Consider the following 24,130-nt stretch of genomic DNA (forward strand, 5'->3'; position numbering starts at 1 on the left):
GAGCATTGTGCGTCGCGCTCGGTCGGGTGACCCGCATCAGAAGTAGCCTTCGCGCTTGCGGTCCTCCATGGCCGCTTCGGAAACTCGGTCGTTGCTCGCCCCGGGTCGAGCATTGTGCGTTGCGCTCGGTCGGGTGACCCGCATCAGAAGTAGCCTTCGCGCTTGCGGTCTTCCATGGCCGCTTCGGAAACTCGGTCGTCGCCGCGGGTGGCGCCGCGCTCGGTCAATCGTGACGCGGCGACCTCGGCGAGGATGTCCTCGTTGGTGGCGGCCTCGGACAGGATCGCGCCGGTGGTGGACCCGTCGCCGACGGTGCGGTACCGCACCGAACGGGTCGCGAGTTCCTCGCCGTCGGCGGGACCGCCCCACACGCCGGGGGTCATCCACATGCCGTCGCGCCGGTACACCGGACGCTGGTGTGCGTAGTAGATGCTCGCGAGTTCGACGTCGTCGCGGGCGATGTACCGCCAGATGTCGAGTTCGGTGAAGTTGCTGAGCGGGAACACCCGGACATGCTCGCCCGGGGCGTGCTTGCCGTTGTACAGGTTCCACAGCTCGGGGCGCTGGCGCTTGGGGTCCCACTGGCCGAACGCGTTGCGCAGCGAGAAGATCCGCTCCTTGGCGCGGGCGCGTTCCTCGTCGCGGCGACCGCCGCCGAACACCGCGTCGAAGCGGTTCTCGCCGATGGCGTCGAGCAACGGAACGGTCTGGAGCGGGTTGCGGATGCCGTCGGGACGTTCGGTGAGGCGACCGTCGGCGAGGTAGTCCTCGACCTTCGCGACATGCAGGCGCAAACCGTATTTCTCGACGACATGGTCGCGGAACGCCAGAACCTCGGGCAGATTGTGCCCGGTGTCGACGTGCAGCAGCGCGAACGGCAGCGGCGCGGGCCAGAAGGCCTTGAGTGCCAGGTGGAGCAGAACCGTGGAGTCCTTGCCGCCCGAGAACAGGATCACCGGACGTTCGAATTCGCCGGCGACCTCGCGGAAGACGTGGATCGCCTCCGACTCGAGCGCGTCGAGAGTGTCGAACTTGTTGCCGTCCAACCTGATTCGGGATTCCGGAAGGTTCGTATCGGTGAGTGTCATGAGGAGTGCAACCCGCATTCGGTCTTGGCTCGGCCGGCCCACCGTCCGCTGCGCGGATCGGCTCCGGGAAGTGGTTTGACGGTGCAGGGGGCGCATCCGATGGACGGATAGCCCTCGTCGACCAGGGGATTGACGAGAATCCCGTGTTCGTCGATGTAGTCCTGCATGTCCTCGTCCGACCACGCGGCGATCGGATTGATCTTCACCAGTCCGAATGCCTCGTCGAACGAGACGAGCGGCGCGTTGGCCCGTGTCGGGGCTTCGACCCGGCGGATGCCGGTGACCCACGCGCGGTAACCCTTCAGGGTTTCGGTCAGCGGCACGACCTTCCGCAACCGGCAGCACTCGTTCGGATCGCGTGAGAACAGATCCTTGCCGAGCAACTCGTCCTGCTCGGCTACCGAGTGGGCCGCCTTCGCCTCGACGAGGTTCGCTCCGTACACCTGGGCGACCGCGTCCCGGGTGCCGAGCGTCTCGGCGAAGTGGTAACCGGTGTCGAGGAAGAGCACGTCCACGCCCGGCCGCACCTGCGTGGCGAGATGCACGAGCACCCCGTCCTGCATGTTCGACGCGACGATGTAGCCGCTGCGCTCGCCGCTCACTGCGGAACCGAAGGTCTCCTCGGTCCATTGCAGCAACTCCAGTGCCGAGGCGCCTTCGAGCCTTGCCGCCCCCTGCGCGGCGAGATCTCGAAGGTCCTCGGTGGTCTCTGTGGTGATGGTCATCGGAGGTCCGCCTCTTCTGCGCGCACGGCCCACTGGGCGAACCGCTCGCCCTCGGTCCGGTGCTTGACGAAATTGCGCACTACACGCTCGATGTAGTCGCCGAGTTCGGTGCTGTTCACCTTGTGCTGGCGCAGTTTCCGGCCGAAACCGCTGTCGAGGCCGAGGCTGCCGCCGAGGTGTACCTGGTACCCCTCGACCTGGTTGCCCTCGCCGTCGTCGACGAGCTGACCCTTGAATCCGATGTCCGCGATCTGCGACCGGCCGCACGAGTTGGGGCAGCCGTTGATGTTGATGGTGATCGGGACGTCGAGCTGTGCGTTGATGTCCGTCAACCGCTCCTCGAGCTCGGGTGCGAGCACCTGGGAGCGCTTGCGGGTCTCGACGAACGACAGTTTGCAGAACTCGATGCCGCTGCACGCCAGCAGGTTCCGGCGCCACGCGGACGGCCGGGCTTGCAGGCCGAGAGGTTCGAGTTCGGCGATCAGTTCCTCGACCTTGTCGTCGGCGACGTCGAGGACGATCAGCTTCTGGTACGGCGTGAAACGGATCCGGTCCGAACCGATCCGCTCGACCGCGTCGGCGACCTTCGTCAGGATGGTGCCGGACACGCGGCCCGCGATGGGGGAGAACCCGACGGCATTGAGGCCGTTGCGCAGCTTCTGTACACCGACGTGATCGATGGGACGCGCCGGTTGCTCCGGGGCGGGACCGTCGATCAGCGGACGCTTCAGGTATTCCTGTTCGAGAACCTCACGGAATTTCTCGATGCCCCAGTCCTTGATGAGGAACTTCAGGCGGGCCTTGGAGCGCAGGCGGCGGTAGCCGTAGTCGCGGAACACTGCGACCACGCCTTCCCACACGTCCGGAACCTCGTCGAGCGAGATCCAGGCACCGACCCGCTGCGCGAGCATCGGATTCGTGGACAGTCCGCCACCGACCCACAGGTCGAAGCCGGGACCGTGCTCGGGGTGGTTCACGCCGACGAAGGCGACGTCGTTGATCTCGTGCACGACGTCCTGCTGACCGGAGATCGCCGTCTTGAACTTGCGGGGCAGGTTCGAGTACTGCGGGTCGCCGATGTAGCGACGGACGATCTCGTCGATCGCGGGGGTGCCGTCGACGATCTCGTCGAGCGACTCGCCGGCGAGCGGGGACCCGAGCACCACACGCGGGCAGTCGCCGCACGCCTCGGTGGTCTTCAGGCCCACCGACTCGAGGCGACGCCAGATCTCGGGAACGTTCTCGACCTCGATCCAGTGGTACTGGACGTTCTGCCGGTCGGACAGGTCGGCGGTGTCGCGTCCGAATTCGGTGGAGATGCCGCCGATGGTGCGCACCTGCTCGACGTTCAGCGCGCCGCCGTCGCAGCGCACCCGCATCATGAAGTACTTCGCCTCGAGCAGATCGAGGTTCTCGTCACCGGTGTAGGTGCCGTCGTAGCCCTGCTCGCGCTGGGTGTACAAACCCCACCAGCGGAACCGGCCGCGCAGGTCGGACTTGTCGATGCTGTCGAAACCCTGGTGCGCGTAGATGTCCTCGATGCGGCGGCGCACGTTGAGCGGGTTGTCGTCCTTCTTCGCCTGCTCGTTGGCGTTGAGGGGCTCGCGGTAACCGAGAGCCCACTGGCCTTCGGCGCGGCGTTTGGCCGGCCGTGCCGCCCGCGGCCGTATGGGCGCGGCGGGTTCTCCCGCGGGGGAGACGTCGGTGGTCGACGACATGCAGGAACTCCTGGGATTTGCGATGGACCGGGTCGGGAGCGTCGAGATGGGCTGAATCCGCGCAGACATGCCTCGACCCGGCGGTTCTGAGGGGTTTGCCGGGATGGTGCCGGCCGGCGACAGTGAGTGACTATCGACAGTCGGCGCAGGAACAGGCGGCGCAAGGCTGACAGCAGGACGCGCAGACGCGCTTGAAGTCGACGTGGCGGCGAGCCACGAGTCGCACTCCGAGTCCGGTCATGGCGACCATTGTGCCATGTCACGGGGGTGAATCCGAATCCTGGCCGGTATTTCCACCAAAATTTCGGGAAATACCCAGGTCATCGCCCCACGGCCCGTCGGTGCCCCGCCCGGCTCTGGAACACTGGAGGCCGTGAGTGAGACGAGAACGGGCAACGGAACCGGGACCGACGACGGATTCGAGCTCCCGGTCGCGGCCCGCGCCGGAGTCGGCACCCGGCCGTTCGGCGTGTACGTGCACGTGCCCTTCTGTGCGACCCGTTGCGGCTATTGCGATTTCAACACCTACACCGCGGGGGAGCTGGGCTCGTCGGCGTCACCGCAGTCCTGGCTCGAGGGCCTGCGTCGCGAACTCGACATCGCCGCGGACATGATCGGCGCACCCGCCGCGGACACCGTGTTCGTCGGCGGCGGCACCCCGTCGCTGCTCGGACCGCGCGGCCTCGCCGACGTGCTCGGCGCTGTCCGGTCGAGTTTCGGGCTCGCGCCCGGCGCCGAGGTGACCACCGAATCCAACCCCGAATCGACCGGACCCGAGTTCTTCTCGCGGATCCGCGCAGCCGGCTACACCCGCGTGTCGCTGGGCATGCAGTCGGCCGCGTCGCACGTGCTTGCCGTGCTCGACCGCACCCATACCCCCGGGCGGCCGGTCGCGGCGGCCCGAGAGGCCCGCGCCGCCGGGTTCGACCACGTCAACCTCGACCTCATCTACGGCACCCCCGGGGAACGCGACGAGGACCTCGACCGCTCCCTCGACGCCGTGCTCGACGCCGGCGTCGACCACGTCTCCGCGTACGCCCTGATCGTCGAGGACGGCACCGCCCTCGCGCGCCGAGTGCGTCGCGGTGAACTGCCCGCACCCGACGACGACGTGCTCGCCGCCCGCTACGAACGGATCGATGCACGCCTCGCGGCCGCCGGGCTGACGTGGTACGAGGTGTCGAACTGGGCGCGCGCCGGCGATCCGTCCGCGCGGTGTGCCCACAACCTCGGGTACTGGGACGGCGGCGACTGGTGGGGCGCGGGCCCCGGCGCACACAGCCACGTCGGTGGGGTCCGCTGGTGGAATGTCAAACACCCGGCCCGTTACGCCGAGACCCTGGCGCAGGGGCGGCTGCCGGTCGGCGGCAGCGAGCAGCTCACCGTCGAGGACGTCCACACCGAACTCGTGATGCTCACCGTGCGGCTGCGGACCGGCCTGCCGTGGGCGGCGCTCGCGCCGTCGGAGCGGGATGCCGCGCGCACGGTCGTCGCGGACGGGCTCGCCGATCTGCACGGTGACCACCTGGTCCTCACCGGCCGCGGTCGGCTCCTCGCCGACGCGGTGGTCCGCTCGATCCTCGTCTAACCGGATTTCGGCCCGACCTTCTACGGGTTTTCCCGAGCGAATGTACCGTTCGTCTTCGTCATCCGACTGAACGTGCCGTTCGCTCGGAAATCGGGTCAGTCGGCGTCGCCGCGTTCGTCCGGGCGGTCCGCGTCCAGGTCGAACCAGTTCACCTCGGCGCTCGGTGCCTCGGCGCTCGGGCCGAGGTCGCCACCCGGGGTCAGCGCGTCGTAGTCGAAAACCCGCGCGTGCAACACGACGCGGTTGCGCAGCGCCGACCGCACCGCACGATGCAGGCCGTCCTCGAGATACAGCACGCCCTGCCACTGCACCGCGTGGGGAAACAGATCGCCGTAGAACGTGGAATCCTCCGACAGCAGGCGGTCGAGTTCGAGGACCTTCGTGGTGGTGACGATCTCGTCGAGCCGAACCTGCCGCGGGGGGATCCGAGACCAGTCGCGCAGCGACAGGCCGTGATCGGGATACGGTTTGCCGTCCCGGACACCCTTGAAAATCATGAACCCACAGTACGTGGGCCTCGCGAGACCGCCGTGTCCTCGGGTGGTGGTTCGTGCGGCGACTAGACTGGGTCGACGAGGCACGTAGCGCACGGCGCCGCGTGCAGGCTACGTGCGGGCGTAGCGCGCGGTTCGTGGCGGCAGAGACGGAGGTGGGCGGGGATGTCGAGCACCGAGGAACGGCGATTCCAGGTGTTGCGCGCGATCGTTGCTGACTATGTGTCCACCAAGGAACCGATCGGGTCGAAGACGCTCGTGGAGCGGCACAACCTCGGCGTATCCAGCGCGACCGTCCGCAACGACATGGCCGTGCTCGAAGCCGAGGGATACATCACCCAGCCGCACACGAGTTCGGGGCGCGTGCCCACCGACAAGGGATACCGGCAGTTCGTCGACCGGATCGCCGACGTCAAGCCGCTCTCGGGCGCCGAACGTCGCGCGATCCTGCAGTTCCTCGAGTCCGGCGTCGACCTCGACGACGTCCTGCGCCGCGGGGTCCGGTTGCTCGCGCAGCTGACCCGGCAGGTCGCGGTCGTGCAGTATCCGACGCTGTCGGCATCGTCGGTGCGGCACCTCGAGGTCGTCGCCCTGACCCCGGCGCGGCTGTTGCTGGTGCTCATCACCGACTCGGGGCGGGTCGATCAGCGCATCGTCGAGCTCGGCGATGTCGTCGACGACGACGGCCTGGCGCGGCTGCGCGACCTGTTCGGCGCGGCGCTGGCCGGCAAGCGGCTCGCCGCGGCGTCGATCGCCGTCTCGGAGTTGGCCGAGGAGGCGCCCGACGACCTGCGCGACGCGGTGATCCGCTGTGCGACCGTGCTCGTCGAGACGCTCGTCGAACATCCCGAGGAGCGGCTGGTGCTCGGCGGCACCGCGAACCTGACCCGCAACGCCGGCGACTTCGACGGCCACACCGGCGTGCCCGGTTCGCTGCGTGCGGTCCTCGAGGCCCTCGAGGAGCAGGTCGTCGTGCTCAAGTTGCTCACCGCCAGTCAGGACGCGGGCCGCGTGACCGTCCGGATCGGGGAGGAGACGAAGGTTGCGGAAATGCGCGGGACGTCGGTGGTGTCCACCGGCTACGGCACCGCCGGTACCGTATTCGGCGGCCTCGGTGTGCTGGGCCCCACCCGGATGGACTATCCGGGAACCATCGCGTCGGTCGCGGCCGTTGCGAGATACATCGGCGAGGTGCTCGGCGAACGCTGAGCACCGTCCATATCTGTGTAGAGAAGTAAGGACGAGAACCTAACGTGGCACGGGACTACTACGGGACGCTCGGCGTGTCCAAGAACGCGACCGACCAGGAGATCAAGCGCGCGTACCGCAAGCTGGCGCGTGAGCATCACCCGGATGTGAACCCGGACGAGTCGGCGCAGAAGCGCTTCCAGGAGATCTCCGCGGCATACGAGGTGCTGTCGGATCCGGAGAAGCGGCGCATCGTCGACCTGGGCGGGGACCCCTTGGCGTCCGGTGGTGGCGCCGGGGCGGGCGGCTTCGGCGGCGCCGGATTCGGTGGCCTCGGCGACGTGTTCGAGGCGTTCTTCGGCGGCGGCGGGGGCGGCGGTACGCGGGGGCCTCGCGGTCGCGTGCAACCCGGTGCCGACTCACTGCTGCGTACGCGGCTGACCCTCGACGAATGCGCGACCGGCGTCACGAAGACCATCACCGTCGACACCGCGATCCTGTGTGACGGCTGCACCGGGTCGGGTACCAACGGCGATTCGAAGCCGGTCCTGTGCGAGACCTGTGGCGGCGCCGGCGAGGTCCAGTCCGTGCAGCGTTCGTTCCTCGGCCAGGTCATGACGTCCCGACCGTGCCCGACCTGCCGGGGTGCCGGTGAGACCATCCCGGACCCGTGCCGCAAGTGCGGCGGCGACGGCCGCGTGCGTTCGCGCCGCGACATCACCGTCAAGGTGCCGGCCGGTGTCGGCAACGGCATGCGCATCCGGCTCGCCGCGCAGGGCGAGGTCGGCCCCGGTGGCGGCCCCGCCGGCGACCTGTACGTCGAGGTGATCGAGCAGCAGCACGACGTGTTCGTCCGCGACGGCGACGATCTGCACTGCACCATCCGGGTGCCGATGGTCGACGCCGCACTGGGCACCACCGTCACGCTCGACACGATCCTCGACGGCCCCACCGAGATCACCGTGGACGCCGGCACGCAGCCCGGCTCGGTCGCGGTGCTGCGCGGGCACGGCATGCCGAAATTGCGTTCGGGCATCCGCGGCGATCTGCACGCCCACCTCGAGGTGGTCGTGCCGTCGAAGCTCGACCACAAGCAGGCCAAGCTGCTCGAGGACCTGCGGCGCCACAGCGATCGCGATCGCGCCGAGGTCGTGTCCAACACCTCGCAGCATTCCGGGGGCCTGTTCTCCCGGCTGCGCGACGCGTTCAGCGCCCGCTAGGCCACCGCGGTGGCCGCGACCCTGTTCTATCTGGATCCGCTGCCCGGCACCGGTGAGGTCGCGGTGCTCGACGGCAAGGAAGGCCGGCACGCCGCGACGGTCCGCCGCATCGCGGTCGGGGAGCGGCTTGTGCTCTCCGACGGTCGCGGCGGTGTCGCCGAGGTCGAAGTGAGCGCCGTCGCGAAGGACCGGCTCGAGGCGACGGTCCTGAACCGTCGTGAGCTGGCCGCACCGGCACCCTCGGTGACCGTGGTGCAGGCACTGCCGAAGTCGGAGCGGTCGGAGCTGGCCGTCGAACTCGCCACCGAAGCCGGCGCGGACGCGTTCGTGCCGTGGCAGGCCGCGCGGTGCATCGCCCGCTGGGACGGACCGAAGGCCGACAAGGGTGTGGCCCGCTGGCAGGCCGTCGCGGTCGCGGCGGCCAAGCAGTCGCGGCGGCCGCACATTCCCGCCGTCGCGCCGGCGACCCGCACCGCCGGAGTCGTCGCCCTGGTCCGCGAGACGGTCGCGCGCGGCGGTGTCGTCGCGGTGCTGCACGAGTCGGCGACCGCACCGTTCGCGTCGCTGCCGCTCGCGGATGTTCCGGAGCTGGTACTCGTCGTCGGACCGGAGGGCGGACTCGACGACAGCGAGGTCGCGGCGCTCACCGAGGCCGGTGCCACGCCGGTGCTGCTCGGGCCGACCGTGCTGCGCACATCGACGGCCGCCGCGGTCGCGCTCGGGGCGGTCGGGGTGCTGTCCGGTCGCTGGGGCACACGCCCGCTCGACTAGCGTTTCGGGCATGTCGCGTACCCGCATCGCCTACGGCCCGGAGCCCGAGCAGTTCGGTCATCTCTACCTGCCGGACGGTACGGCCGGGGAGCCGGTGCCGGTGGTGATGGTCATCCACGGCGGGTACTGGAGCGGCAGCTACCACCTCAACCTCGGCACCCCGCTCGCGACGGAACTCGCCCGGCGCGGCGTAGCCGCGTGGAACATCGAATACCGCCGTCTCGGGGCGGGCGGCCGGTGGCCGGAGATGTCCGCGGACGTGGTGGCCGCGCTCGAAGCGACCGCGACGCTCGTCGCCGACGACGCCCGCGCCGCCGGCGTCGAACTCGATCCGACGCAGGTGCGGGTCGTCGGGCACTCGGCCGGTGGACAGCTCGCGGTCTGGCTCGCCGGCGAGGACACCGCGGTGCGACCGTCGCTGGTGGTGGGCCAGGCCGCCGCCCTGGATCTGGCGTCGGCCGGGGAGCGGGGCCGGCGCGTCGACTATCTCGAGGACCTGTTCGGCGAGCCCTTCGAGGAGAACCCGCACGTGTACCGGTCGGCGTCGCCGCGACACCGCCTGCCGATCGGCCGGTCGATCGTGCTCGTCCACGGCTCCGAGGACGAGCAGGTCCCGGCGAAGATCGCCGCGCGCTACGCCGATGCGGCCCGGGAGGCCGGTGACGAAGTGGCCCTGCACGTCGTCGACGGGGAGGACCACTTCGCGTTCCTGAACAGGGACACCGCCTGCTGGAAGCTGTCGCTGGATCTGCTGCTCGCGCAGTCCTAGGGGGTCCTGCCGACAGAGACCGTCGCAGGCAGGATCAGCGCGACCACGACGGTGCCGACAGCCAGCGCGATGCCGCCGACCAGCGCGGCGTCGACGATCGCATGGGCGAACGCCGCGCTCGACGAATCCAGCAGCGGTTGGGCGTAGGACTTCGCGAACGGGTTCGCGGCCAGTTCCTCCGCGACGATCGCGGCGCCACCGACCGAATCGCCGGCCGCCTCCAGCGCGAGGGCAGCCTGGTCGGCCAGATCGCCGGTGAGGTTGTTCAGTGGTAGGCCGGACAGGAACCCGGCGATCTCGTCGTGGTACGACGTGGCGAGCACCGACCCGAGCAGCGCGATGCCGAGGGAGCCGCCGAACTCGACGGCGGTGTCGTTCAGGCCACCGGCCGCACCGAGCTCGGTGCCGGGGAATCCCCCCATGATCAGATCGGTCGCCGGGGGGACGGCCAGGCCGATGCCGAGACCGACCAGCAGCAGTGACGCCAGGAAGATGCCGTAACCGGAAGCCGGTTCGAGCAGGACGAGCAGCAGCACCCCGGCGGACGTCGCGGCCATGCCGCCGGACACGAGGAAGCGCGCGCCGAGCCGGGGGACGAGGCGGCCGCTGAGCGCGGCACCGACCGAGACCGACGCCGCGAGCGGCAGCAGGCGCAGGCCCGTCTCGAGTGGTCCGTACCCGAGCACGAACTGGAACTGCTGGGCGACGAAATAGATGAGCCCGAAGGTCGCGAAGAACAGCAGCAGCACCGCGATGCAGGCACCGCCGACCGGGCGATCGGTCACGCGCCGCAGGTTCAGCAGCGGCTGCGGATGCCGCAGTTCCCACGCGACGAATGCGAGCGCGGCGACGACCGAGGCGCCGAGCGCACCCAGTGCCGGGGCACTCCAACCGAAGTGGAAGCCGTCGATGATCGCATAGATGATGCCGCCGAGGGTGATCACCGACAGGGCGCCGCCGATCCAGTCGACGCGCGTGATCCCGTCGGCCTTCGATGCCGGAACCAGCGCGAGCGCCGCGACCGCGGCGAACGCGGCGATGGGAACGTTGATGAGGAACGTCGATCCCCAGGAGTGGCTCTCGAGGAGCCACCCTGCCAGCAGCGGCCCGAGTGCGATGGCAAGCCCGGACGTCGCGGCCCACGCGGCGATCGCGCGTGCCCGCTCGGAGGCGGGGAACATCGCCACCAGCAGCGACAGGGTCGCGGGCATGATCACCGCGGCGCCGGTGCCCATGACGATGCGCGCGACGATCACCGCGGTCGCGGTGTCGGCGAGGCTGCCGGCGATCGCACCGGCCGCGAAGATCGCCAGACCGGTCAGCAGTGCTGCTCGCCGGCCGTAGCGGTCGCCGAGCGCCCCGCACAGCAGCATCAGCGCTGCGTAGGGGACGGTGTAGCCGTCGATGATCCACTGCATGTCGGCGCTGGTGAGCGCGAGTTCGCGGAGCATGCTCGGTGCCGCGACGATCAGCGCGGTGTTGGCCATCACGACGATCAGCAGGCTCAGGCACAGCACCGCCAGTCCAGCCCAGCGGCGCGGATAGGGCGGGGCGGGTGCGGACGGCGCGTGGCCGGCGACTGTCGTCATGAACTCTCCTTCGACGCTTCGGAACGGGGTGACGCGGAACACTAATTGCACAACAGTGTGCAACCTAGGTTTCTGCACACGGGTGTGCAACTAAACTTGATCGAGATCACAGGAATTCGTGGAAGAGGTGTGCAGCGTGCAGGAATCGGTCGCGCAACCGCGCGCGAGTTCTCGCGTTCCGCCGCCGCGGACCCGGGCGAAGGCCAACCGGCGCCGCATCCTCGACGCGGCGATGGAGTGTTTCGCGGCCGACCCCGACGCCAGCATGGACGACGTCGCGCGTGGCGCAGGTGTCGTCCGCCGCACCGTCTACGCGCACTTCCCGAATCGAGACTCCCTCGTCGACGGCATCGCCGCCGACGCCGCCGCGGAACTGGCCGCCGCGGTCGATCTCGCCGAACCCGACGGCCCCGACCTCGCCCTCGCGGTCGGTGCGTTGCGAATCTGGCCGGTCGGGGACCGGTTCCGGCTGCTGCTGTCCTTCGCCCGCAAGGAGGTGGGCGAGCAGTGCATCGCCGACCTCGTCGCACCCGTGCGCACCCGCACGCTCGATGTCGTCGAACGTGGTCGCGCCGCGGGGATCTTCTCCGGCTATCTGCCGGCGGTGGTACTCGTCGGGATGATGGAGGGTCTGACCATGGCCACCCTGGAACAGGCCAATCTCGGACTCGTCCGCGACTCCGGGGACAGCGTCGCGCTGGGCACGCTGGTGCTGGCCGGGGTCGCCCCGGATCGTGCCGCGGAGGTCGTCGAACAGGCTCGCCGGTGGCTGCGCGAGCACGCTCCCGACCCGGAGGCGGGGGTAATGCGGTGAATGTCCCCGCTGTCCGGCGCTAGACTGACACGCACGCGACAACCGTCGTGTGCGAGCTGAATCGAAAGCAGGCCGTACCGTCCACGTGAGTGAATCAGACGACACCCGCGACCCCGGAAATGCCGAACGGGTCACCGTTCGATCCAGCATGGACCTGCCGCCGGAGGCCGCGGCACCGCTGCTCGGGGCGGCCGACGAGAACCTCGTCGCCCTCGAACGCGTACTCGACGCGGACATCCACGTGCGCGGCAATTCCGTCACCCTCACCGGGACCTCCGCCGACGTCGCACTCGCCGAAAGGGTCATCGGGGAACTCGTCACCCTGGTCGGCCGCGGCCAGCGCGTGACCCCCGACGCCGTGCGCCGCACCGTGGGCATGCTCACCCAGGGGCTGTCCGAATCCCCGGCCGATGTGCTGAGCCTGGACATCCTGTCGCGGCGCGGAAAGACGATCCGGCCCAAGACGCTCAATCAGAAGCGCTACGTCGACGCGATCGACTCCAACACCATCGTCTTCGGCGTCGGTCCCGCCGGTACCGGCAAGACCTATCTCGCGATGGCGAAGGCTGTGCAGGCCCTGCAGACCAAGCAGGTCACGCGCATCATCCTGACCCGCCCCGCGGTCGAGGCCGGCGAACGCCTCGGATTCCTGCCGGGCACATTGCACGAGAAAATCGATCCCTATCTGCGCCCGCTGCACGACGCGCTGCACGACATGATGGATCCGGAGTCGATCCCGAAGCTCATGCAGGCCGGGGTCATCGAGGTCGCTCCGCTGGCATACATGCGTGGCCGCACGTTGAATGACGCCTTCATCATCCTCGACGAGGCACAGAACACCACGGCCGAGCAGATGAAGATGTTCCTCACCCGTCTCGGATTCGGGTCGAAGATCGTTGTGACCGGCGACATCACGCAGGTCGACCTGCCCGGCGGGGCCCGTTCGGGCCTGCGCGCCGCCACCGAGATCCTCGACGACATCGACGGCATCCACTTCGCGATGCTCGACAGCAGCGACGTGGTGCGGCACAAGCTGGTGTCGGACATCGTCGACGCCTACGGCCGCTACGAGGCCGAACGCTCCGGCGGTGTCGGCATCGGCAACCGGGCGCAGCGGCGCGCCACCCAGCACCGGGTACAGCGCCGATGAGCAACCCCCACTTTGGAATCCAGCCCGCAGTGCAGAAGGAACGACACCGATGAGCATCGAGATCTCGAACGAATCCGGGATGGACGTCGTCGAGGAGAACCTGCTCGACGTCGCCCGCTTCGTGATCGCGCGGATGGACGTGCACCCCGCGGCGGAACTGTCGATGGTGCTCGTCGACTGCGACGCCATGGCCGATCTGCACATGCGGTGGATGGACCTGCCGGGTCCCACCGACGTGATGTCCTTCCCGATGGACGAACTCGAACCGGGCGGTCGTCCGGATGCACCCGAACCGGGTCCGTCGATGCTCGGTGACATCGTGCTGTGCCCGTCGTTCGCGGCGGAACAGGCCACCAAGGCCGGGCATTCCCTCGACCACGAGCTCGCCCTGCTCACCGTGCACGGCATGCTGCACCTGCTCGGCTACGACCACGCCGAGCCCGAGGAGGAGAAGGAGATGTTCGGCCTGCAGAACCAGCTCCTCGAGGAGTGGTACGAGGAACTGCGCCGCGCCGAGCACGAGGCCCGTCTCGCCGCGCGCGACCAGCAGCTTCTCGGCAAGGTCGGTTTGTCCGACACTCCCGAGCAGTAGCGGGGCGTCGTGGGAGCAAACGCATGAGCGCCGCTGCACTCGTGGCGATCGCGGTCGTCCTGGTGCCGCTCGGCGGGCTGTTCGCCGCCGTCGATTCGGCGCTGAACACCGTTTCCGCCGCCCGCGTCGACGAGCTCGCCAAGGACGAACGCCCGGGAGCGCAGCGGCTGCGGGTGATCCTCGAGGATCGCCCCCGTTACGTCAATCTCATGGTCCTGCTGCGGATCCTGTGCGAGATCACCGCGGCCGTGGTGCTCGCCGGGGCATTGCTCGAGGTCATGGACCGGACGTGGGCGCTGGTCGTGAGCGCCACGGTGATGGTGCTCGTCGACTATGTCGTCATCGGTGTCGGGCCGCGCACGCTCGGCCGTCAGCACGCCTATCCGATCGCGCTGTCCGCGACGATCCCGCTGCGGTTTCTCGGTGTGCTGCTGGGTCCGCTCGGCCGGCTGCTCATCCTCATCGGCAACGCCCTCACACCCGGCCGTGGTTTCCGCAACGGCCCGTTCGCCAACGAGATCGAACTGCGCGAACTCGTCGACCTGGCCCAGGAACGCGGTGTCGTCGCCGACGAGGAACGCCGCATGATCCAGTCGGTGTTCGATCTCGGCGACACCACCGCCCGCGAGGTGATGGTGCCGCGCCCGGAAATGGTGTGGATCGAGGAGGACAAGACCGCAGGGCAGGCCACCTCCCTCGCGGTGCGCAGCGGGCACTCCCGGATCCCGGTCATCGGCGAGAACGTCGATGACGTCCGCGGCGTCGTCTACCTCAAGGACCTCGTCCAGCAGACGTATTACTCGCGCGACGGCGGGCGCAGCGTCAAGGTCGCCGACGTGATGCGGCCCGCGGTCTTCGTCCCCGATTCGAAGCGGCTCGACGACCTGCTCGCGGAGATGCAGCGCGACCGCAACCACATGGCGGTGCTCGTCGACGAGTACGGCGGCATCGCGGGCCTGGTCACGATCGAGGACGTCATCGAGGAGATCGTCGGAGAGATCGCCGACGAATACGACACCGGCGAGATCCCGGACGTCGAGGACCTCGGTGACGGTTCCTACCGGGTGTCCGCGCGACTGCCCGTCGAGGATCTCGGTGAGCTGTTCGACATCGAGATCGAGGACGACGAGGTCGACACCGTCGGCGGTCTCCTCGGATTCGCCCTCGGCCGTGTGCCGCTGCCGGGGTCGGAGGTCACCACCCGCGGACTGATCCTGCGCGGCGAGGGCGGCTCGAGCGTGCGCGGCCGGGTGCGGATCAACACGGTGCATGTCCAGCGCGCCCCGGTCGACGACGAGCCCGAGCCGGAACCCGCCGAGGAACCCGAACGATGACCCACCCCGAGGAGCTTGCATGACCGACACCGACTTCCGTTCCGGCTTCGTGTGTTTCGTGGGCCGCCCGAACACCGGCAAGTCCACGCTCACGAATGCTCTGGTCGGCAGCAAGATCGCCATCACGTCGTCGCGGCCGCAGACCACCCGGCACACCATCCGCGGGATCGTGCACCGCGACCACGCCCAGCTGATCCTCGTCGACACCCCGGGCCTGCACCGGCCCCGCACGTTGCTCGGACAGCGGCTCAACGACCTGGTGCGCGACACCTATTCGGAGGTCGACGCCATCGGCATGTGCTTCCCCGCGGACGAGAAGATCGGCCCCGGCGACCGGTGGATTCTCGATCAGCTCCGGCACGTCGCGCCGAAGACCCCGCTGGTCGGCATCGTCACGAAGATCGACAAGGTCGGCAAGGAGCAGGTCGCCGCACAACTGCTCGGCGTCTCGAAACTGCTCGGCGCGGACGCCGACGTCGTGCCCGTCTCCGCGACCTCCGGTGAGCAGGTCGAGGTGCTCGTCGACGTGCTGGCCTCGCACATGGAACCCGGACCGGCGTTCTACCCCGACGGCGAACTCACCGATGAGCCCGAAGAGACGCTCATGGCCGAGCTCATCCGCGAGGCCGCGCTCGAAGGCCTCGGCGACGAGCTCCCGCACTCGCTGGCCGTGGTGATCGACGAGATCGTCGAGCGTGAGGGCCGCACCGAGAAGCAGGGCGAGATGCTCGACGTGCACGCCCTGCTGTATGTGGAGCGGCCGAGCCAGAAGGGCATCGTCATCGGCAAGGGCGGTGCGCGGTTGCGCGAGGTCGGCACGGCGGCCCGCACCCAGATCGAAAAGCTCCTCGGGGTGAAGATCTACCTCGACCTGCACGTGAAGGTCGCCAAGGACTGGCAGCGCGACCCGAAGCAGCTGGGGCGACTCGGCTTCTGACACGCGCGCCTCGGCGCGCACCCGCACAGCGGCTCGGGCCCCGAGCAGGTACGGTCTTTCGGGTACGTCACTAAATATGGACGTGCCTGACCGAACAAGCTCGATAGCCGATCAGAGTAACCGCACGGGGTAAGAGACCATGGCCAGGAAGTCGGGAACCGGGCTCTCGGCGCGTGACGCCGTGTACGTTTTCGGGGACGAAGCGAGCCGGGGGGACACTCCCAGCATCATGTCGCATTTCTATGTGTTCGACACACGACAGGGACGAACGCCGGTCGCGACCCGCGCGCACGCCGTCGACTGGATCCTCCGGCGCACACACCGGACCCCCGCGTTGCGCAGGCGCCTGCACCGGGTGCCGGGTGACCTGGATTATCCGTACTGGGTCGAGGCCGGCATCGACCCGGATCACCACATCGAGTTCCGGCGGATCGGGCAGACGACCCGCACCCACCTGCACCGGCTGTTTGCCTCGCTTGCGGAGCGGCCGCTCGACCTGGGGCGGCCGCTCTGGGGACTGCACGTGCTGACCGATGTCCGGGGCGTGAGCGACCTCCCGGATCGCGCGACCGTCGTCGTGCTGCGGGTGCACCACTCGGTGACCGACGGAAGAGGTGCGGTACAGATTGCGCGGGCCCTGTTCGAGGATCCGGATGCGGAGCCCTCCACCGGAGGCAGGCCGGCCCCGGTCCCCGGCCCGGCCACGGCGGCCCGGAAATTGCCGGGTGACTACCTGAGCTACGCGGGGGCGGTGGGCCGGTGGATGACGGGCCGACGATCGCTCGACGCGCTGGTCCGCGCGGGTGAGATCGTCGAGCCTCCGCGTCGGCGTCCGCGCACCCGGTTCAACGTCGTGGACTACAGCCCGCGACTGTTCGGCCGGGTTCGTTTCGACCTCCATGACGTCCGTGCGCTCGGACACGCTACCGGAACGACCGTCAACGACGTGATGCTGGCAGTCGTCTCGGACGCGGTGCACACCTACCTCGCGGAGCGGGATGAGACACCTGCGGGCTCGCTGGCCGCTCAGGTTCCGATTTCTCTCAGTGGCAGGCCCGACCTGGTGTCGGAGAACAAGACCAGCGACCTGCGCGTCGATCTGCACACGGACCGGACCGATCCGCTGACCCGGCTGCGCCTGATCCACGAGTCCGCGGCCCGGGAGAAGGACCGGGTGGGGCGGCCGGAGTCGATCGTCGTCGAAGCTGCCCTCGACGCGATGCCGGCCGTGTGCCTGCGCCATTCGATCAGGCGTGCCGTGCGCAAGGTGACTGCGTCGACCGGCGACCATGTCGGACCGACGAACACCAGTCTGTCGAACGTGCCGCGCGGCACCGTCGACGACCTGCGGTTCGGGGACAGTCCCGCGGTCGACGGATTCAGCGCCCCCTGCCTCAACCGGCTGCTGGGTCTGATGCACGCGGTGGTGACGCTCGGTGATTCACTCGACCTGACCTTCTCGACGAAGCGGGCGGTGATGCCGGACCCGGAGGAGTACGAGCATCTGCTGGAGGCGGCCTTCGCGCGTCTGCGGTCTGCCCTTCCCGCGACCACGTCGGTGCGGTAGCGGTTTACCGCTGTTGGCCGGCGCCGGCGAGGACGGCTCCCCGCAGCAGCAACAGCACCGACGTCGAGAGATCGCTGCCGCCACCGGTGGACAAGCGCCGCAACTGAAGCCCGGCGATGGTCGCGACCAGTGTGGGCGCGATCGCTTCGGGATTCGGTAGCCCGAGCTCGGTGAGGATCGTGACCGTCAGCTCGTCGTACGCGGCCCAGCAGCGGTCCGCGGCCGCGCGCAGTTCGGGGTCGCGGCCGGCCTGGACGTACAGCTCGAACGGCGCGATCCGTTCGGCGGAGAACGACAGGTCCTCGGCGACGCGTTCGGCGAACCCGGCTGCTTCGGCGAGCGAAATGCCCTGTCCGCGATGGGATTCGGCGATCTCGCGTAGCCGAGTTGTCTCCTCGGCGACGAAGGTGGTGAGCGCCGAGCGCAGCAGATCGGGCTGGCTCGGGAAGTGATAGGTGACCGAGCCGAGCGAGACGTTCGCGTGTGCGGCGATCCGGCGGTTGGTGATCCCGGCGATGCCGTCGGTCCCGATCAGATACAGGGTCGAGGCGATGATGCGGTCGCGGACGGAGGTGGACATCGTCACCACCAGCGTTCCGGGCTCGCCTCGTGCCACCGCAGCGACGACTCCAGTTGGGCAGCAAGGGAAACCAGCATCGGCTCGGTGTTCTCGTGACCGAGCAGCTGGGCGCCGACGGGCAGGCCCGCGTCGGTGAAACCGGCCGGCACGTTGATCCCCGGCCACCCGAGCACGTTCCACGGCCACGCGTAGGGGCACGCGGCGGTGATGACCTTGTCGGTTTGCCAGCCGCCGATGTCGTCGATCGCTCCGATCGGAAGTGGGGGCGTGGCGGTGGTGGGGGCGAGGACCACGTCGAATCGGTCGAAGATCGCGCCGACCCGGCGTCGCAACCGCGGTTCGTGGGCGCGTGCCGCGCGCAGCGGCGCGCCACCGAGCAGGCGTCCGGTGCGGGCGTTGGCGCGGGTGCGGGCGTCGGCGAGGGCCGGGTCGGGAAGCCGGTGCAGCCAGTCGTCGAGACCGGCCATCGAGCGGGGCAGGAAGTTCAGGCCGAACGTGATGCCGTAGTCGGGATCGGCGACGGTGACCTCGTGGCCGAGCTCGCGCAGCGCCCGGGCGATCGAATCGACGCCTGCGTGGACCTCGGGGGTGAGCCGGGTGGGCGTCGCGGTGAACGGGGTGCGCAGCGCCAGCGCGATGCGCAGGCGCCCGGGGTCACGGCCGACGGCGTCGGTGACGGTGACCGGGTCGAGGTGGTGCCGGTCACCGGCGTGGTTGCCGGACACCGCGTCGAGCAGAAGGGCCGCGTCGGCGACGGTGCGCGCCAGGACGCCGTGGGTGGTGAGACCGTTGAACGCTTCGGGGTCGGGCCACATCGAGATGCGGCCGCGTTGCGGTTTGATGCCGACGAGGTGGCTCCACGCGGCGGGGATGCGGACCGATCCGGCGCCGTCGGAACCGAGCGCTGCCGAGACCAGTCCGGCCGCGACCGCGGCGGCGCTGCCGCCGGAAGACCCGCCCGGTGTGTGCTCGCGCGACCACGGGTTACGGGTGTGCCCGAAGGCGCTGCCGCCGGTCAGCGGCCATTGGCCCAGTTCGGGGGAGTGCGTCTTTCCGACGATGACGGCCCCCGCTTCGCGCAGGCGTCGCACGACCTCGGCGTCGTAGTCCTGGGCGGGGAAGTCACCGGCGCAGCCGAACGCGGTGGGTTCACCGGCGATGTCGGTGTCGTCCTTGATCGCGATCGGGACGCCGAGCAGAGGCAGACGTGCGCCGGTTGCCCGTCGGCGGTCCGCGTCCGCGGCCTCGGCGAGCGCGGCTTCGCGGCGCACGACCCGGAATGCGTTGAGTGTGTGCTGTGCGGTCTCGATGCGGTCGAGCGCGGCCCGCGTCAGTTGCACCGACGTGGTGGTCCCGGCGGCGAGTGCGGCGGCTTCGGCGGCGAGACCGGCCGCGCGGGTGTCTTCCCTGGAAGTGGTCATGGCGATCCCCTGTTCGTTCGAACGAACAGTAACGTGTTCCACTCGGGCGGGCAAGCCTGCGGTGCGTCTTTCGGTCGGTGGAGGCGTGCCGGGTGCGCACGAGGCCACGGCTGTCGGTCTCCCATGACAGACTCGGGGAGTGAGGTTGTATCGGGACAACGCGGTGGTGCTGCGCCAGCACAAGTTGGGCGAGGCCGATCGCATCGTCACCCTGCTCACCCGTCGGCACGGGCTGGTGCGGGCCGTCGCGAAGGGCGTGCGCCGCACCCGATCGAAGTTCGGCGCTCGGCTCGAGCCCTTCGCGCACATCGATGTTCAGCTGCATCCTGGCCGATCGCTCGACATCGTCACGCAGGTGCAGACCCTTGACGCGTTCGCAGCCGACATCGTCGACGACTACCCCCGGTACACGACGGCCTGCGCGATCCTCGAGACCGCCGAGCGCCTCGCCGGTGAGGAACGCGCACCGGTGCCACGCCTGCACGCACTGACCGTCGGGGCGCTGCGGGCCTTGTGCGACCGGACCCGACCTCCGGATCTGCTCCTCGACGCGTACCTGCTGCGCGCCATGACCTACGCGGGTTGGGCGCCCGCGATCGGCCGCTGCGCCCGCTGCGACCGGCCCGGGCCGCACACCGCGTTCCACGTCGCCGCGGGGGGAGCGGTCTGCGTGCACTGCCGGCCGCCCGGCGCGGCGACCCCGGCACCGGGCGTCCTCGCCCTGATGGACGCCCTGAACCACGGACGGTGGGACGGTACCGAGACCGCCGAACCGGCCGTGCGCAGCCAGGCCAGCGGCCTGATCGCCGCGCACCTGCAATGGCATCTCGAGCGGCGGCTGCGCACGCTCCCTCTCGTCGAGCGTTCCCTCGACCATCCGGCCGCCGAGCCGGCCGGTGCCGTGGGGCAGCATGCCGAAGCCGTCAGGCAGGATGAGGACCGTGATTCGACGACGCGCCCCGCAAGCATCGCCTGACCGCGCGATCCGGCCACCGGACCCCCACCCCTCCGGTGCCCGGCCCCCGATCCTGCAACCCGAACTGATTCCCCGGCACGTCGCCCTCGTCATGGACGGCAACGGCCGCTGGGCGCAGGAACGCGGTCTGCCGCGCACCGCCGGACACGAACGCGGCGAGGCCGTCCTCATGGACACCGTCGAAGGTTGCATCGAGATCGGCGTCAAGTGGCTCTCGGCATACGCGTTCTCCACCGAGAACTGGAAGCGCAGCCCCGAAGAGGTCCGCTTCCTCATGGGCTTCAACCGCGACGTGATCCGCCGCCGCCGCGACGAGATGCACGAGATGGGTGTGCGGGTGCGCTGGGCCGGCCGGCGACCGCGGCTGTGGCGCAGCGTCATCAAGGAACTCGAGATCGCCGAGGAGCTCACCAAGAACAACGACGTCATGACCCTGGTCATGTGTGTCAACTACGGTGGCCGCGCCGAGATCGCCGACGCCGCACGCGAGATCGCGCGTCGCGTCGCGGCCGGTGAGATCGACCCGGAGAAGGTCTCCGAGGCGACGATCGAGCGGTACCTCGACGAACCCGACATGCCCGACGTGGACCTGTTCCTGCGCCCGTCCGGCGAGCAGCGCACGTCGAACTTCCTGCTGTGGCAGGCGGCATACGCCGAGTTCGTCTTCCAGGACAAGAACTTTCCGGACTTCGACCGCCGCGACCTGTGGGCCGCGTGCGTCGAGTACGCTTCCCGCGACCGCAGGTTCGGTGGGGTCAAGTGAACGAACTGCGGGAACGGATCGGTGCGGCGCTCGCATCCTTCGTCGACATGCACGCGCCGTCCGTCGACGGCGACGACGCGTTCGGATTCGACTACGCCGGTGTGCCCTGCGCGCTGCGGGTGGTCACCCTCAGCGAGGGACTCGACGTCGTGTCGCTGACGAGCGTGCTCGGCTGGGACCTCGCCCTCGACGACGGTCTGCGGGCCCGGGTCGCGTCCGCGGCGGACGCGGTGCAGTTCGGGTCGGTGCACGCCGTCGAGCGGGACTCCGACGCCGATGTGGTGCTGCGCTACTCGTTCCCGGCGACCGGCCTGGGCGATACGGCGCTGACGACGATGCTGCTGCTGGTCCTCGGCGGCGCGGCCGACGCGCGCACCGCGATTGTCGAACCGGCCGAGGACCCGGGAGCGGGGGAGCAGTGAGCGGCGAGCGGTCTGGCGACCGGTAGGGCGCGACCGCTATTCCGGCCGGCGCGACTGCTCGCCCTCGGCGGTGGCGCAGTCGCGGCACGTGCCGAAGATCTCGACGGTGTGGCTGACGTCGGCGAACCCGTTCGACTCGGCGATCTCGTGGGACCACCGCTCGACCTCCGGTCCGTCCACCTCGACGGTGAAACCGCAGGTGCGGCACACCAGGTGGTGGTGGTGGCCCGACGAACAGCGTCGGTACAGCGACTCGCCGGTGTCGGTGCGCAGCACGTCGACGCTGCCGGCCTCGGCGAGCGACTGGAGGGTGCGGTAGACCGTGGTGAGCCCGATCCCGTCACCCCGCTTGCGCAGGGCGTCGTGCAGGTCCTGGGCCGACCGGAACTCCTCGACGTCCTCGAGCAGGGCCACGATCGCGCTGCGCTGCCTGGTGGAGCGGACCCCGACGACGGGCTTGCGGGCAGTGGTCACGGCGAGCTTCAACCTTCCTGGACGTGGGCGACGGCGTCGACGACGATGTGGGCGAGATGGTCGTCGGCGAGACGGTAGAGCACTTCGCGGCCGGACCGTTCCCCGCACACGACACCGGCCGACTTGAGCACCCGCAGGTGCTGGCTGATCAGAGGTTGCGTCACTCCGAGCGCCCCGACCAGTTCGTGCACGCAGCGTTCGGATTCGCGTAGCTGCAGCACGATAGCGATGCGTACCGGCGCGGATAGCGCACGCAGCAGTTCGCCCGCGAGCGTGAGCGTGTGCTGCGACGGGGGTGCAAGGTGCTCGCCCCGGCAGTCGTGCTGGCCTGTGGGGACGCTCAACGATTCTCCTTCGACCGAACGGGTATTGTTAATGCAAACCGATTCCATTTTGATATGCACGAATGTGCATGTCAACCGCGCCGGAATTCGGGCAGTGCCGCGGGGGCGATAGGCTTGTCGCCGACGTATGTTGCGAACCCCGCATCGAAGATGGAGAGAATCCGCGTGGCACCCAAATCCAAGATCGATACCGTCGCCAACCTCGCCAAGCGCCGAGGCCTGGTCTACCCGTGCGGTGAGATCTACGGCGGCACCAAGTCGGCCTGGGACTACGGGCCGCTCGGCGTGGAGCTCAAGGAGAACATCAAGAAGCAGTGGTGGCGCAACATGGTCACCAGCCGCGAGGACGTCGTCGGCCTCGATTCCTCGGTGATCCTGCCGCGCCAGGTGTGGGTCGCCTCCGGCCACGTCGGCGTGTTCAACGACCCGCTGGTCGAGTGCCTGAGCTGTCACAAACGGCACCGGCAGGACCACCTGCAGGAGGCATACGCGGAAAAGAACAAGCTCGACGACCCGGACGCCGTTCCCATGTCCGAGATCGCGTGCCCGGATTGCGGCACCAAGGGCCAGTGGACCGAGCCGCGCGACTTCAACATGATGCTCAAGACGTACCTGGGTCCGATCGAGAGCGAAGAGGGTCTGCACTACCTGCGCCCCGAGACGGCCCAGGGCATCTTCGTGAACTTCGCGAACGTGCTCACCACCTCGCGCAAGAAGCCGCCGTTCGGTATCGGCCAGATCGGCAAGAGCTTCCGCAACGAGATCACCCCCGGCAACTTCATCTTCCGGACCCGCGAGTTCGAGCAGATGGAGATGGAGTTCTTCGTCAAGCCCGGCGAGGACGAGGAATGGCACCAGTACTGGATCGACTACCGCATGGACTGGTACACCGGCCTGGGCATCAACAAAGACAACCTGCGCCTGTACGAGCACCCGCAGGACAAGCTGTCGCACTACTCGAAGCGCACCGTCGACATCGAGTACCGCTTCCACTTCCAGGGCAGCGAGTGGGGTGAGCTCGAGGGCGTCGCCAACCGCACGGACTTCGACCTGGCGACCCACGCGCAGCACTCGGGCACCGACCTGAGCTACTTCGACCAGACGACGAACGAGCGCTACACCCCGTACGTCATCGAGCCGGCCGCCGGCCTGACCCGCTCGCTCATGGCGTTCCTCGTCGACGCGTACACCGAGGACGAGGCCCCTAACGCCAAGGGCGGTATCGACAAGCGCACGGTCCTGCGCCTGGACCGCCGGCTCGCGCCGGTCAAGGCCGCGGTGCTGCCGCTGAGCCGCAACGCCGACCTGAGCCCCAAGGCCAAGGATCTCGCTGCGCAGCTGCGCCGGAACTGGAATGTCGAGTTCGACGACGCCGGCGCCATCGGCCGCCGCTACCGTCGCCAGGACGAGATCGGCACCCCGTTCTGCATCACCGTCGACTTCGACACCCTCGAAGACCAGGCCGTCACGATCCGCGAGCGCGACACCATGGCGCAGGAGCGCATCGCCCTCGATCAGGTCGAGTCGTACCTCGCGCAGCGCCTGCTCGGCGCCTGACAACCACCACGACACCGCCCGGCCTCCAATCGGAGGCCGGGCGGTGTCG

The 24,130-nt window shown here is 69.3% G+C and carries 24 protein-coding genes; 15 read left to right on the top strand and 9 right to left on the bottom strand.

What is annotated here, in order from left to right; translation table 11 throughout:
• Positions 1–143: 143 nt before the first annotated feature.
• The 3 genes from cysD to RZ1_RS14015 are packed head-to-tail and all read right to left on the bottom strand — an operon-like array spanning position 144 to position 3,531.
• Entirely contained in the window at positions 144–1,088 is a 945-nt protein-coding gene (gene cysD / locus RZ1_RS14005) for a sulfate adenylyltransferase subunit CysD (protein ID WP_072812735.1), read from the bottom strand.
• The gene (locus RZ1_RS14010) at positions 1,085–1,813 is read right to left on the bottom strand and encodes a phosphoadenylyl-sulfate reductase (protein WP_072812737.1); all 729 of its coding nucleotides are present in this window, start codon (positions 1,811–1,813) and stop codon (positions 1,085–1,087) included. Before RZ1_RS14010 ends, cysD begins: the two co-directional genes overlap by 4 nt.
• Entirely contained in the window at positions 1,810–3,531 is a 1,722-nt protein-coding gene (locus RZ1_RS14015; RefSeq protein ID WP_072812738.1) for a nitrite/sulfite reductase, read from the bottom strand. The genes RZ1_RS14010 and RZ1_RS14015 overlap by 4 nt, the downstream gene beginning before the upstream one ends.
• A gap of 364 nt (positions 3,532–3,895) precedes the next feature.
• Here RZ1_RS14015 and hemW point away from each other — a divergent pair, with 364 nt between their 5' ends.
• On the top strand, positions 3,896–5,119 hold the full coding sequence (gene hemW, locus RZ1_RS14020) for a radical SAM family heme chaperone HemW (protein ID WP_283236161.1): 1,224 nt from the start codon (positions 3,896–3,898) through the stop codon (positions 5,117–5,119).
• Positions 5,120–5,214: 95 nt separating this feature from the next.
• On the opposite strand, the gene RZ1_RS14025 is transcribed toward hemW, so the two are convergent.
• Complete coding sequence (locus RZ1_RS14025) at positions 5,215–5,616, bottom strand: type II toxin-antitoxin system VapB family antitoxin (RefSeq protein WP_238072028.1); 402 nt, start codon at positions 5,614–5,616, stop codon at positions 5,215–5,217.
• Between the two features lie 162 nt (positions 5,617–5,778).
• Between RZ1_RS14025 and hrcA the strand changes: the two genes are divergently transcribed.
• From hrcA to RZ1_RS14045, 4 genes are read left to right on the top strand one after another with little or no spacing between them, the layout of a single operon-like run.
• A complete protein-coding gene (gene hrcA, locus RZ1_RS14030) occupies positions 5,779–6,822 on the top strand; it encodes a heat-inducible transcriptional repressor HrcA (RefSeq protein ID WP_072812741.1) in 1,044 nt (347 codons plus the stop codon).
• Between the two features lie 44 nt (positions 6,823–6,866).
• The gene (gene dnaJ / locus RZ1_RS14035) at positions 6,867–8,021 is read left to right on the top strand and encodes a molecular chaperone DnaJ (RefSeq protein WP_072812742.1); all 1,155 of its coding nucleotides are present in this window, start codon (positions 6,867–6,869) and stop codon (positions 8,019–8,021) included.
• Positions 8,022–8,030: 9 nt separating this feature from the next.
• Positions 8,031–8,792 (top strand): 16S rRNA (uracil(1498)-N(3))-methyltransferase, encoded by a 762-nt coding sequence (locus RZ1_RS14040; protein ID WP_072812743.1) that lies wholly within the window; start codon positions 8,031–8,033, stop codon positions 8,790–8,792.
• Positions 8,793–8,802: 10 nt separating this feature from the next.
• The gene (locus RZ1_RS14045; RefSeq protein ID WP_072812745.1) at positions 8,803–9,561 is read left to right on the top strand and encodes an alpha/beta hydrolase family protein; all 759 of its coding nucleotides are present in this window, start codon (positions 8,803–8,805) and stop codon (positions 9,559–9,561) included.
• Here RZ1_RS14045 and RZ1_RS14050 read toward each other — a convergent pair.
• The gene (locus RZ1_RS14050) at positions 9,558–11,150 is read right to left on the bottom strand and encodes an MFS transporter (protein WP_072812746.1); all 1,593 of its coding nucleotides are present in this window, start codon (positions 11,148–11,150) and stop codon (positions 9,558–9,560) included. The genes RZ1_RS14045 and RZ1_RS14050 overlap by 4 nt on opposite strands.
• A gap of 232 nt (positions 11,151–11,382) precedes the next feature.
• On the opposite strand from RZ1_RS14050, the gene RZ1_RS14055 reads away from it, so the two are divergent.
• From RZ1_RS14055 to RZ1_RS14080, 6 genes are all read left to right on the top strand, one after another.
• A complete protein-coding gene (locus RZ1_RS14055; RefSeq protein ID WP_083583693.1) occupies positions 11,383–11,964 on the top strand; it encodes a TetR/AcrR family transcriptional regulator in 582 nt (193 codons plus the stop codon).
• Positions 11,965–12,112: 148 nt separating this feature from the next.
• On the top strand, positions 12,113–13,114 hold the full coding sequence (locus RZ1_RS14060) for a PhoH family protein (RefSeq protein ID WP_138997630.1): 1,002 nt from the start codon (positions 12,113–12,115) through the stop codon (positions 13,112–13,114).
• A gap of 49 nt (positions 13,115–13,163) precedes the next feature.
• Entirely contained in the window at positions 13,164–13,706 is a 543-nt protein-coding gene (ybeY, locus tag RZ1_RS14065) for an rRNA maturation RNase YbeY (RefSeq protein WP_072812749.1), read from the top strand.
• Positions 13,707–13,729: 23 nt separating this feature from the next.
• Positions 13,730–15,040, top strand: a complete 1,311-nt coding sequence (locus RZ1_RS14070) for a hemolysin family protein (protein WP_072812751.1) — start codon at positions 13,730–13,732, stop codon at positions 15,038–15,040.
• Positions 15,041–15,059: 19 nt separating this feature from the next.
• Positions 15,060–15,977, top strand: a complete 918-nt coding sequence (gene era, locus RZ1_RS14075; protein ID WP_072812752.1) for a GTPase Era — start codon at positions 15,060–15,062, stop codon at positions 15,975–15,977.
• Positions 15,978–16,116: 139 nt separating this feature from the next.
• Positions 16,117–17,544 carry a wax ester/triacylglycerol synthase domain-containing protein gene (locus RZ1_RS14080; protein ID WP_083583684.1) on the top strand — a complete coding sequence of 476 codons (1,428 nt, stop codon included), beginning with the start codon at positions 16,117–16,119 and terminating at the stop codon, positions 17,542–17,544.
• A 4-nt stretch (positions 17,545–17,548) separates the two neighbouring features.
• Here the strand turns inward: RZ1_RS14080 and RZ1_RS14085 are convergent, their stop codons facing one another.
• Both RZ1_RS14085 and RZ1_RS14090 read right to left on the bottom strand, forming a co-directional pair.
• The gene (locus RZ1_RS14085) at positions 17,549–18,124 is read right to left on the bottom strand and encodes a TetR/AcrR family transcriptional regulator (RefSeq protein ID WP_072812791.1); all 576 of its coding nucleotides are present in this window, start codon (positions 18,122–18,124) and stop codon (positions 17,549–17,551) included.
• 2 nt (positions 18,125–18,126) lie between these two features.
• On the bottom strand, positions 18,127–19,545 hold the full coding sequence (locus RZ1_RS14090; RefSeq protein ID WP_072812755.1) for an amidase: 1,419 nt from the start codon (positions 19,543–19,545) through the stop codon (positions 18,127–18,129).
• A gap of 139 nt (positions 19,546–19,684) precedes the next feature.
• Between RZ1_RS14090 and recO the strand changes: the two genes are divergently transcribed.
• From recO to RZ1_RS14105, 3 genes are read left to right on the top strand one after another with little or no spacing between them, the layout of a single operon-like run.
• Complete coding sequence (recO, locus tag RZ1_RS14095; protein ID WP_072812757.1) at positions 19,685–20,521, top strand: DNA repair protein RecO; 837 nt, start codon at positions 19,685–19,687, stop codon at positions 20,519–20,521.
• Positions 20,478–21,284 (top strand): isoprenyl transferase, encoded by an 807-nt coding sequence (locus RZ1_RS14100; RefSeq protein WP_072812758.1) that lies wholly within the window; start codon positions 20,478–20,480, stop codon positions 21,282–21,284. The genes recO and RZ1_RS14100 overlap by 44 nt, the downstream gene beginning before the upstream one ends.
• On the top strand, positions 21,281–21,706 hold the full coding sequence (locus RZ1_RS14105) for a hypothetical protein (protein ID WP_139281841.1): 426 nt from the start codon (positions 21,281–21,283) through the stop codon (positions 21,704–21,706). The genes RZ1_RS14100 and RZ1_RS14105 overlap by 4 nt, the downstream gene beginning before the upstream one ends.
• 36 nt (positions 21,707–21,742) lie before the next feature.
• Here RZ1_RS14105 and RZ1_RS14110 read toward each other — a convergent pair whose 3' ends face one another.
• Together RZ1_RS14110 and RZ1_RS14115 are read right to left on the bottom strand one after the other, a co-directional pair.
• Positions 21,743–22,180, bottom strand: a complete 438-nt coding sequence (locus RZ1_RS14110; RefSeq protein WP_072812794.1) for a Fur family transcriptional regulator — start codon at positions 22,178–22,180, stop codon at positions 21,743–21,745.
• A gap of 8 nt (positions 22,181–22,188) precedes the next feature.
• Complete coding sequence (locus RZ1_RS14115; protein WP_072812760.1) at positions 22,189–22,524, bottom strand: ArsR/SmtB family transcription factor; 336 nt, start codon at positions 22,522–22,524, stop codon at positions 22,189–22,191.
• A gap of 165 nt (positions 22,525–22,689) precedes the next feature.
• Here RZ1_RS14115 and RZ1_RS14120 point away from each other — a divergent pair, with 165 nt between their 5' ends.
• On the top strand, positions 22,690–24,081 hold the full coding sequence (locus RZ1_RS14120; RefSeq protein WP_072812761.1) for a glycine--tRNA ligase: 1,392 nt from the start codon (positions 22,690–22,692) through the stop codon (positions 24,079–24,081).
• Positions 24,082–24,130: the final 49 nt, after the last annotated feature.

Origin of the sequence: Rhodococcus zopfii NBRC 100606 = JCM 9919, from assembly GCF_001895025.1 — a bacterium.
GTDB lineage: Bacteria > Actinomycetota > Actinomycetes > Mycobacteriales > Mycobacteriaceae > Rhodococcus > Rhodococcus zopfii.

What these genes read in the sequence shown, in the direction of transcription:
- cysD (WP_072812735.1), bottom strand. Translation starts at nt 1,088, where the DNA reads ATGACACTCACCGATACGAACCTTCCGGAATCCCGAATCAGGTTGGAC.
- RZ1_RS14010 (WP_072812737.1), bottom strand. Translation starts at nt 1,813, where the DNA reads ATGACCATCACCACAGAGACCACCGAGGACCTTCGAGATCTCGCCGCG.
- RZ1_RS14015 (WP_072812738.1), bottom strand. Translation starts at nt 3,531, where the DNA reads ATGTCGTCGACCACCGACGTCTCCCCCGCGGGAGAACCCGCCGCGCCC.
- RZ1_RS14025 (WP_238072028.1), bottom strand. Translation starts at nt 5,616, where the DNA reads ATGATTTTCAAGGGTGTCCGGGACGGCAAACCGTATCCCGATCACGGC.
- hrcA (WP_072812741.1), top strand. Translation starts at nt 5,779, where the DNA reads ATGTCGAGCACCGAGGAACGGCGATTCCAGGTGTTGCGCGCGATCGTT.
- RZ1_RS14045 (WP_072812745.1), top strand. Translation starts at nt 8,803, where the DNA reads ATGTCGCGTACCCGCATCGCCTACGGCCCGGAGCCCGAGCAGTTCGGT.
- RZ1_RS14050 (WP_072812746.1), bottom strand. Translation starts at nt 11,150, where the DNA reads ATGACGACAGTCGCCGGCCACGCGCCGTCCGCACCCGCCCCGCCCTAT.
- RZ1_RS14055 (WP_083583693.1), top strand. Translation starts at nt 11,383, where the DNA reads ATGGAGTGTTTCGCGGCCGACCCCGACGCCAGCATGGACGACGTCGCG.
- RZ1_RS14060 (WP_138997630.1), top strand. Translation starts at nt 12,113, where the DNA reads ATGGACCTGCCGCCGGAGGCCGCGGCACCGCTGCTCGGGGCGGCCGAC.
- ybeY (WP_072812749.1), top strand. Translation starts at nt 13,164, where the DNA reads ATGAGCATCGAGATCTCGAACGAATCCGGGATGGACGTCGTCGAGGAG.
- RZ1_RS14070 (WP_072812751.1), top strand. Translation starts at nt 13,730, where the DNA reads ATGAGCGCCGCTGCACTCGTGGCGATCGCGGTCGTCCTGGTGCCGCTC.
- era (WP_072812752.1), top strand. Translation starts at nt 15,060, where the DNA reads ATGACCGACACCGACTTCCGTTCCGGCTTCGTGTGTTTCGTGGGCCGC.
- RZ1_RS14080 (WP_083583684.1), top strand. Translation starts at nt 16,117, where the DNA reads ATGGCCAGGAAGTCGGGAACCGGGCTCTCGGCGCGTGACGCCGTGTAC.
- RZ1_RS14085 (WP_072812791.1), bottom strand. Translation starts at nt 18,124, where the DNA reads ATGTCCACCTCCGTCCGCGACCGCATCATCGCCTCGACCCTGTATCTG.
- RZ1_RS14090 (WP_072812755.1), bottom strand. Translation starts at nt 19,545, where the DNA reads ATGACCACTTCCAGGGAAGACACCCGCGCGGCCGGTCTCGCCGCCGAA.
- RZ1_RS14100 (WP_072812758.1), top strand. Translation starts at nt 20,478, where the DNA reads ATGAGGACCGTGATTCGACGACGCGCCCCGCAAGCATCGCCTGACCGC.